We start from the raw sequence: 8480 nt of genomic DNA on the forward strand, positions 1-8480 counted from the left end.
CCGCCTGATCGGATTCATCGTGGGCAAAGAGGGGCAGAGGATCGTCGAAAGGATGGGGTACATCCCCATAGCCGATTAGCCGGCATCTTGAGGAGAATGGAAGAATGGTCAAAAAGGCAAAGGCGGCGATAATGGTGGAGGCCAAGCGCGACCTGGAAATCCGCGAATACCCCCTGCCCGAAGTTGGCAAAGGGGCTCTCCTGGTAAAAGTAAAGTGCTGCACCATTTGCGGCTCTGATCTCCACTCGTGGTTGGGCCACAGGGAGGCTCCCACGCCGATCATTCTCGGCCATGAGATCGTGGGGGAGATTGTCGAGCTCGGCCGGGGTGTGACCCATGATTCGGGTGATCGACCCTTGAAGGTGGGCGACAGAATAACATGGACCATCATGGACAACTGCGCAAAATGTTATTATTGCCGGGAAAAAGGGTTGATGATGAAGTGCCGCTCTCTGAAGAAGTACGGCCATGATAGCTGCGCTTCTCCCCCTCATTTCGTGGGAGGGTTTGCCGAGTACTGTTATATCAGCCCGGGAACGTGCGTGATAAAGATCCCGGATGGGCTGCCGGACGAAGAGGTCGCTCCGGCCAACTGCGCCCTGGCAACCGTGGTCGCTGGATGGGATGTCATAGATCTGAGGCCTTTTGAGAATGTCCTGATTCAGGGTGCCGGGGCCCTGGGGATTTACGCCGCTGCCCTGGCAAGACACTATGGGTGCCACCGGGTGATCGTCACCGATGTGCTCGACCACCGGTTGGAATTCGTCAGATCCTTCGGCGCCACAGATATCATCAACACCAAGGGCATGAAGGATGAGCAGATCGTGGAAGCCGTCCGAGACCTGACAGGTGGGTTCGGGGTGGATGCGGTCATGGAGGTGGCCGGAGTTCCGCAGCTCATCCCCGTGGGGCTTAAATGCCTGCGAAAGGGTGGGCGATTCGTGGAGCACGGGACGGCTTTTCCAGGGGCCGATTTTACCTATGACGCCTCTGATATCGTTTTTCGATGGCTCACTCTCCGTGGGGTTCACAACTACGATACCAAACACCTCCAGTGGGGAATCGATTTCTTGGCTCAGACGAGAGGGATATTTCCTTTCGAGAGGATCGTCACCCACAGTTTCCCTCTCCGGGAGATCAACAAGGCCATGAGAACCGCTCAGTCCGGAAAGGGGGTTCGGGTGGCCGTAAAGCCTTGGGAGAGTTGACAGGCCCTTGCCGGGACTGCCATGTTCCATGACGGGGCCCGGGAGAGAGATGGCTAGATTTGTCAGGTCCTACCCAGAACGCTGTACCGGCTGCCGGGTCTGTGAGCTGGCATGCTCCATGGCCCATGACGGCGTCTTCAATCCTGAGAAGGCGAGAATAACGATCCACACCCGCTCCCTGGAGCGGATGGAAAGGGCCCTGGTCTGTGTCCATTGCGACAAGCCCAGGTGCATGGATGCCTGCCCGGTGGATGCCATATCCAAGGATCCGACAAGCGGTCTGGTTTCGGTGGATGGAGAGGCCTGTACCGGGTGCGGGGAGTGCGTGGAGGCCTGTCCCTTTGACGCCATGAAACTCCACCCCGAAACCGGCAAAGCCATCAACTGCGATCTCTGCGGGGGTGATCCCCTCTGCGTGTCGTACTGCAGACCAGGAGCTCTGGAATTCGGAGGCACCGGGCATGGGTAAGAAGGGTTACATGGGGAAGATCCTCCGGGTCGACCTGACCGCGGGGAGCACCGAGGTTGAGGAGCTCTCCGATGAATTGGCTCGGAAATTCGTGGGTGCAAACGGGCTGGCGATTCACACCCTCTACCGTGAGCTGAGACCCGGTATCGACCCTCTCGGGAAAGAGAACAAGATGGTCTTTGCTGCGGGTCCCCTCGTGGGAACGATCCTCCCCTTTATCTCGAGGACCTACGTCGCTGCAAAATCCCCTCTCACGGGGCTTTTTGCCGACGCTACGGCCGGCGGCTTCTGGGCCCCTGAGCTCAAGTATGCAGGCTATGATGCGGTTGTTATCGAGGGCGTGTCAGACAGACCGGTCTATCTGTGGATCAACGATGGAAAAGCCGAAATCCGAGAGGCAGGCCATATCTGGGGAAAGAAGACGGGCGAGGCTCAGGAGGTGATCCACAGGGAGGTGGGCCAGAGGAGAGCCCAGTCCGTCTGTATCGGGCCGGCAGGGGAGAACCTGGTTAGATACGCCGGCATCCTTGCAGGGGTTCACGCGGCAGCCCGGTGTGGTTTGGGCGCGGTGATGGGCTCCAAGAGGCTCAAGGCCATCACGGTGAAGGGTTCCCAGGACGTCGAAGTGGCTGACATGGAGGGCCTCAAGGAGTGGCTGGAGAGAAATCCCTATGCGAGGTTTCCCGGTTCAGGCCTGGACAAGGGGTATTCTTCCCGGGGGACTGTGATGCTTCCAGAGCTCTTTCAGAACTTCGGCCTTTGGGGGACCGATAACTGGCGAAGGGAGACCTACGATGAGAGCGGGGAAGGGCTTTTCCACTCGACCTGGCTCAAGGGGGAAGTGAAGAGGAACTCCTGTTTCGCCTGCATTGCCACATGCCCGGGGGTCTATCGAGTGCCTGACGGCCCCTATAAGGCGACGGTGACCGAGGGACCGGAATACGAGACCGTCTATGCTTTGGGCTCCATGTGTCTCAATCCGGACATGCGGGCCGTGGCAAAGATGGACCGGATGTGTGACGACTACGGTCTCGATACCATCTCGACCGGTGTGACCCTGGCTTTTGCCATGGAGTGCGTGGAAAAGGGGATCATCACCAGGGACCAGCTCCATGGGCTGGATCTACGGTTTGGAAATGTGGAAGCCATGGTTCAGACGATCGAGAAGATCGCTTTGAGGGAAGGGATTGGAGACCTTCTGGCCGAAGGAACCCGGATCGCCGCCCGAAAGCTGGACCGCGGCGCCGAGTACTTCGCCATCAACACAAAGGGACTGGAGCATCCTGGGCACTCGACCCGTGGGACCAAGGGTATGGGTCTCGGTTTTGCCGTGGGTACCCGGGGTGCCCACCACCACGACGGGCGGGATTTTGAATACGCCCCGAATCCATTGATCGACTATGACGGCGATCGCGAGCGGGCAAGGGGGAAGGGCGTGATGCAGGGCATCATCACCCGCTGGACCGCTGCGGCCGATTGCATGGGGTTCTGCCATTTCGCGGAAAAGCTATACGGCAACAGGCTGCAGCAGGAACACGTGGACATGCTCAACCTGGTTACAGGGCTCGGTTTTACCCTCGATGAACTCATCGGTGTGGGCGAGAGGGTCTATACACTGGAGAGGCTTTTTCAGGTCAGAGAGGGGATCGACAGGTCGAAAGATCGACTCCCCGAGCGTTTTTTCAGGGAGGCCATCCCAGGTGGCCCTCACAAAGGGGCGATCATGACCAGAGAGGAACTCGATCTCATGCTGGATGAGTTCTATGAAAGCCATGGGTGGGACAGGAGGGGAATCCCCACTCCGGAGCGGCTCAAGGAGCTCGGGTTGGATGGTTACTGAGGGGATGAATGAGGGAGCCCGCAACCGGTAACCGGCCGAGACGGACGGGCGACCGGTTTTCACGATGATCGAGGCGATTATCTTTGACTTCGGCCAGACTCTGGTGGACGAAGCCGAGGGGTTCCGGCAGGCGGAAAAAGAGGTTGAAAAGCTGATTTTTTCAAGCCTGGGACTCGACTCGCCCGAGGAATTCCTCAAGGTCTACCGGGACCTAAGAAGGGAGTTCCGTGACCGGTATGAGTCTTCGAGGGTCTCCCTGTGGCAGGCGGTGTTTGAGCATTACGGGAAACCGATTGCAATGAGCACGCTCCGAGAATGGGAGGACGCCTATTGGGCGACGGTGAAAGGGAAGGCAAGGCCCTTTCCGGAAGCCGAACCGGTTCTGAGAGATCTTGCTTGCCGGTATCGGTTGGGAATCGTCACCAACACGCAGGCCCAGGAGGGGGGCGGGAAACACCGTGTGCTGGAGTTCCCCGGTCTCAAGGAGTACTTCCAGGTTACGATCGTGGCCGGTGAGTCCGGAATTCCGGCAAAACCAAACCCAGCTCCCTTTGTGAATTGTCTGAAAGCGCTCGGGGTTGATGCGTCGCATGCGGTCTACGTAGGCGATGACTGGGATATCGATATCTGCGGCGCTCGTAACGCACGAATCGAGCCCATCTGGATTCAGCATTGGTCGGTTCGGCGTTCCTGGCAGCCTGGTGACGGCTCTGTCCGGATAATCACCTCTCTATGGCCCTTGCTGGGGACAGGGCTCATCGGGGCCTCAAGAAGCCGGGGGCATCGGCCATGGGGATAAGAACCAGACATAGCTGGTAGTTATATCTTTCATTATGATTATTAATTTGAATTATGAGCCTCCAGAGTATATGCTTACACAAGACTGGTCGGGCAGGAAATACGTCTCTTTGCTGTTCCCCGGGAAGAGCAACGGGATTCGGGCTCCAGCGTAAAGGACGGAATCAGCAGAATATGCGAAGGAGGTGGTTCAATGGAAAGGGACCCCATACTGGAGAGAAAGACCCAGATCTCTTTTAAGACGGAAGAGAAGACGGTTTTGAGGGGCTATAATCTGAGTGATCTTGCAGAGGAGGGCTATACCTTCTGCGATGCCCTGTTTGTGCTTTTCCAGGGCCGAATTCCTACAGAGGCAGAGGAGAAGATGCTCGAGTACGAGATGGGGGAATTCCTGGAGCACTCGATGTCCCCCTCGGCTGCAGCGGCGATCTCCACAATGGGTGGGAGACCCCAGCTTCCCGCGGCGGTGGCTGCAGGTATCATGACCTTTGGAGGGGCTCACGGGCCTGGTGCCGCCCACGGGTATATGATGAACAAGTACCTGGAGAGGGCGCGGGTCGAGGGAAAGTCCCTGTGGGAGATGGGCAAGATCCTCGTGGATGAATACCTGGATGCGGGAAGACCGGTCATGGGCCTGGGGCAGCCCCAGCACATCAACGGCGACCCGAGGGCTATGCCGACACACAGGAAAGAGAAGGAACTCGGGGTTGACGGGGTCTACCTGGAGCTCCAGGAGGCGATTGAGGAGCATTTCAACAACCGGCGGAAGGCCGAGGGGAAGCGGCCTCTTGCGGTGAATATGATCGGAGCGGGAAACACGGCTCTAGCCGACATCGGGTTCAGCCCAAATGCCGCATGGGCTATCGGATGCATCTGCCGTGGTTTTAGCTGTGCCTGCCATGCCATCGAGAACATGAAGAGGGGCCGGGCCTGGATGGCCTCGAGAGGGGAGAAGATGATTCAGATGCTCGATCTTTCCATGATTGCCTACGACGGCATCCCGGATCGACCGGTTCCGGATCAGGAAGAACGCCAAGCCTATGCAAGAGACGAACTCGAGAGAGGAGAGTACAAGAAATGGGTGCTGTAGAGAGAGAGCCCTTCAAATGGCATTCCACAATATCCTATAAGACGGTGGACAAGATCGTCACGCGGGGATACGATACGACAGAACTCGTGGAAAAGGGATACGGCATTGCCGATCTGATATTTATCAACTACCAGGCCCGCATCCCTCTGGTGGAAGAGACGAAGATGCTCCATTACGTCATGATCCTGGCTCTGGATGACGGCCTCTCAACTCCGGCGGCCATCTCCCGGCTTGTGGCCAAGGGCCATACTATTCTGACCCAGGCCGTCGGGGGCTCCATTCTCGCCTTTGGCCATGCCTACGGTGCCTTTCAGGCATACGGGAGGATGCTCGATAAGTACCTGAGCCGAGCAGGAGAGGGGGAAGACCTCGATGAGCTGGCCGAGAGCCTGGTGGAGGAGAACAAGGGGAGCCTGATTCTGGGGGTTTCGGGCCTCATGCTGAAGGACCCGGCAGCCAAGCGGGTCTTTGCCAGGGCGGAGAAGCTCGGCGTGGCCCGCAGGTACATCGATTTCCAGAAGAGGATCGTGAAGGCCGCTCAGAAGAGGAGCGAGGAACGAGTGGATCTGGACATGCTGGGGGCAATCGGCGCTACCATGTTTGATCTGGGTTTTTCCCCTGAAGCGACCTGGAGTATCGTGGCGATCACTCGAGCCTTTGGATGCGGCGCCCACGCAATCGAGGAAGAAGAGCGGGAACCGCGTTACGTCTTCGGTCAGAGCCTGATGCCCAAAGAGCTCTACGATGGACCCCCTGAGAGGGGGGTGCCTTCTCTCAAGGACCGGGAGAAAGTGGCCAGGCCGGGCAGGAGCAAGACCCTCGAGGAGTGGAAGAAGAATTTTGAGGAGCGGAAGAGGCTTAAGGGGAGCGGATACAGCATCGTGGAGGAGATCGAGGATCCCCGTAAATTGCCCAGGAAGTCGAAGTGAGGACCTCTGCAGTGCTCAGCCCATGGAGAGGAGGAGCCATGGCCGAGACCACGTCCGAGAAGGTGATGACCGCACGGGAAGCCGTGGAGAGGTTCGTTTTTGACGGGGCTGTGGTCGGTCTGGGCGGTCAGAACGTGGGGCGGTGCACCGTCGCCATAGCTCATGAGATCGTCCGTCAGGGCAAGAAGGACCTCACCCTTTGCGGTTGCAACCTCTCCATCCCCATGGATATCATGGTCGGGGCCGGTCTTGTCAAACGTACGGAGGCGGGGACAGGAAACCTGGAACGGTTTGGTACGACTTTCTGCTGGCGCCGTGCGGTTGAGAGGGGCACCGTCGAGATGGAGGACTACAGCCATCTGGCCATGGTAAGCCGATTCCTTGCAGGAGAGATGGGTCTGCCCTTTATGCCCATCAAGAGCCTCCTTGGCTCCGATATGCTCACCAGGCAGGCACGGTCGACCCTTAAGAAATACGAGCTTATCGACAATCCTTGGAACCCCGGCGAGAAGGTAGTGCTGCTTCCCGCGCTTAATCCAGATGTGGCCATCATCCACGCCCAGAAGGCCGACCCCATGGGAAATGTTATTATCGAGGGGTTTCTCGCCCACGATGTGGAGATGGTCCGGGCGGCAAAACACACCATCGTTTCCTGCGAGGAGATCATTCCAACAGAGCGGATCCGGAACGACCCCGAACGGACCACCATCCCCTACCTCTATGTCAGTGCAGTCGTCGAACAGCCCTTCGGGGCTCATCCGACCGCGGCCTATAGGTATTACGACTATGACACTGATCACCTGAACTTCTACCAGAGGTGTGCCCGGGAAGGGGGAAAGGCCTACGAGGCATACCTGAGAGATTATGTTCTCGATTGTGAAACCTTTGAGGATTATCTCGATAAGGTGGGCGGTCTCAAGAAGATGATGGCTCTGAAAAAGGCCATGCAGGAGATGCTCTGATCGGGTGGGAGGGTATGGGGAATTTCAGTCTTGACGAGTTGATGGTTATCGAGGCTTCGCGCTACATCGAGGACTACGAGGTGGTCTTCTCTGGGACAGGACTCCCCTTGGTTTCGACTATGTTCGCCCAGAAGACCCATGCACCCCACCTCTGCTATGTGGTGGAGACGGGTCCGATTGCGCCCCTGGTGCTGCCGACCCCCCTTTCTGTTTCTGATTCCAGGGCCCAGCACAAGGCGGTACGGCTCGGCTCTCTGCGGGATGTTCTCGGATGCCTCATGCAGCGTGGCCTTGCCGATGTGGGTTTTCTGGGAGGAGCCCAGATCGACCAGTACGGCAACATCAATTCGACGGTTATCGGGGATTATCAGAAACCCAGGGTGAGGTTTCCAGGAAGCGGAGGGGCCAACGACATAGCCTCCCACTCCCGCAAGATCCTGATCATCACCCGCCATGAGAAACGCCGGTTCCCGGAGAAATGCGATTACATAACGAGCCCGGGATACCTGGGCGGTCCGGAGGACCGCCGGCAGGTCGGGCTGGCCTCAAGAAAACCCCTGATCCGGGTGATCACGGATCTGACCGTGATGGAGACCAACCCTGCCACGGGCAGGTTCCGCATCAGCAGGCTCATGCCGGGGGTTTCCCTGGAAAGGGTGCTGGATGAGACGGGTTTTCGGCCTGAGGTTCCATCAAGAGCGGAAGAAGTGGAACCACCCACAGAAGAAGAGCTTCGAGTCCTCCGTGAGGAGGTCGATCCCTATGAGCTCTATATCAAGACCCACTCTTGACGTCTTGATGCGGCCCGAGACCGGTGCGCGCAGCAACGGCCTTTTGAGATGGGAACGCGGCCTTTGGTAGATTCTCTTGAGAACCGGGCAGGGAGGACAGATTTGAGATGAGACTCTTTGAGTATGAAGCCAAGGAAATATTCCAGAAAAACGGGATTCCCGTCCCCAGGGGTGGGGTAGCTGGGAGCGTGGAAGAAGCCGCGAGGATCTTCACCGACCTGGGATCGGCGGTTGTCAAATCGCAGGTTCTGGTGGGGGGGCGGGGTAAGGCCGGAGGCATCCAGTATGCGGAGAACAGGTCGGAGCTGGAGGAGAAAGTCAGGCGTCTCCTCGGATCGGAGATCCGAGGGTTTGTGGTGAATACCCTGCTCATCGAGGAGAGGCTTTCCATAG

General features: G+C 58.1%; 9 protein-coding genes. All 9 read left to right on the forward strand.

The annotated features are described in order from the left end of the window. Positions 1-104 precede the first annotated feature (104 nt). A complete protein-coding gene (locus tag JRJ26_19560; GenBank protein ID MBW2059689.1) occupies positions 105-1208 on the forward strand; it encodes a zinc-binding dehydrogenase in 1104 nt (367 codons plus the stop codon). Positions 1209-1257: 49 nt separating this feature from the next. After that, complete coding sequence (locus tag JRJ26_19565; GenBank protein ID MBW2059690.1) at positions 1258-1677, forward strand: 4Fe-4S dicluster domain-containing protein; 420 nt, start codon at positions 1258-1260, stop codon at positions 1675-1677. Continuing rightward, positions 1670-3517: an aldehyde ferredoxin oxidoreductase family protein gene (locus JRJ26_19570; protein ID MBW2059691.1), complete on the forward strand. Its 1848-nt coding sequence runs from the start codon at positions 1670-1672 to the stop codon at positions 3515-3517. Before JRJ26_19565 ends, JRJ26_19570 begins: the two co-directional genes overlap by 8 nt. Before the next feature lie 64 nt (positions 3518-3581). Further along, positions 3582-4316, forward strand: a complete 735-nt coding sequence (locus JRJ26_19575) for an HAD family hydrolase (protein MBW2059692.1) — start codon at positions 3582-3584, stop codon at positions 4314-4316. Between the two features lie 192 nt (positions 4317-4508). Beyond that, positions 4509-5405 (forward strand): hypothetical protein, encoded by an 897-nt coding sequence (locus JRJ26_19580; protein ID MBW2059693.1) that lies wholly within the window; start codon positions 4509-4511, stop codon positions 5403-5405. Then, the gene (locus JRJ26_19585; protein MBW2059694.1) at positions 5393-6334 is read left to right on the forward strand and encodes a hypothetical protein; all 942 of its coding nucleotides are present in this window, start codon (positions 5393-5395) and stop codon (positions 6332-6334) included. Before JRJ26_19580 ends, JRJ26_19585 begins: the two co-directional genes overlap by 13 nt. Positions 6335-6372: 38 nt before the next feature. After that, on the forward strand, positions 6373-7296 hold the full coding sequence (locus tag JRJ26_19590) for a CoA transferase subunit A (protein ID MBW2059695.1): 924 nt from the start codon (positions 6373-6375) through the stop codon (positions 7294-7296). A 14-nt stretch (positions 7297-7310) separates the two neighbouring features. Continuing rightward, positions 7311-8087: a glutaconate CoA-transferase gene (locus JRJ26_19595; protein ID MBW2059696.1), complete on the forward strand. Its 777-nt coding sequence runs from the start codon at positions 7311-7313 to the stop codon at positions 8085-8087. A gap of 107 nt (positions 8088-8194) precedes the next feature. Next, positions 8195-8480, forward strand: a 286-nt coding sequence (locus JRJ26_19600; GenBank protein ID MBW2059697.1) for an ADP-forming succinate--CoA ligase subunit beta, incomplete at its 3' end; no start/stop codon positions are given.

It is taken from the genome of Deltaproteobacteria bacterium (assembly GCA_019308905.1).
GTDB lineage: Bacteria > Desulfobacterota > BSN033 > WVXP01 > WVXP01 > JAFDHF01.

Bases quoted from the DNA above. Each gene is read 5' to 3' on its own strand.
- JRJ26_19590 (MBW2059695.1), top strand. From the start codon at position 6,373: ATGGCCGAGACCACGTCCGAGAAGGTGATGACCGCACGGGAAGCCGTG.
- JRJ26_19580 (MBW2059693.1), top strand. From the start codon at position 4,509: ATGGAAAGGGACCCCATACTGGAGAGAAAGACCCAGATCTCTTTTAAG.
- JRJ26_19560 (MBW2059689.1), top strand. From the start codon at position 105: ATGGTCAAAAAGGCAAAGGCGGCGATAATGGTGGAGGCCAAGCGCGAC.
- JRJ26_19570 (MBW2059691.1), top strand. From the start codon at position 1,670: ATGGGTAAGAAGGGTTACATGGGGAAGATCCTCCGGGTCGACCTGACC.
- JRJ26_19575 (MBW2059692.1), top strand. From the start codon at position 3,582: ATGATCGAGGCGATTATCTTTGACTTCGGCCAGACTCTGGTGGACGAA.
- JRJ26_19595 (MBW2059696.1), top strand. From the start codon at position 7,311: ATGGGGAATTTCAGTCTTGACGAGTTGATGGTTATCGAGGCTTCGCGC.
- JRJ26_19585 (MBW2059694.1), top strand. From the start codon at position 5,393: ATGGGTGCTGTAGAGAGAGAGCCCTTCAAATGGCATTCCACAATATCC.
- JRJ26_19565 (MBW2059690.1), top strand. From the start codon at position 1,258: ATGGCTAGATTTGTCAGGTCCTACCCAGAACGCTGTACCGGCTGCCGG.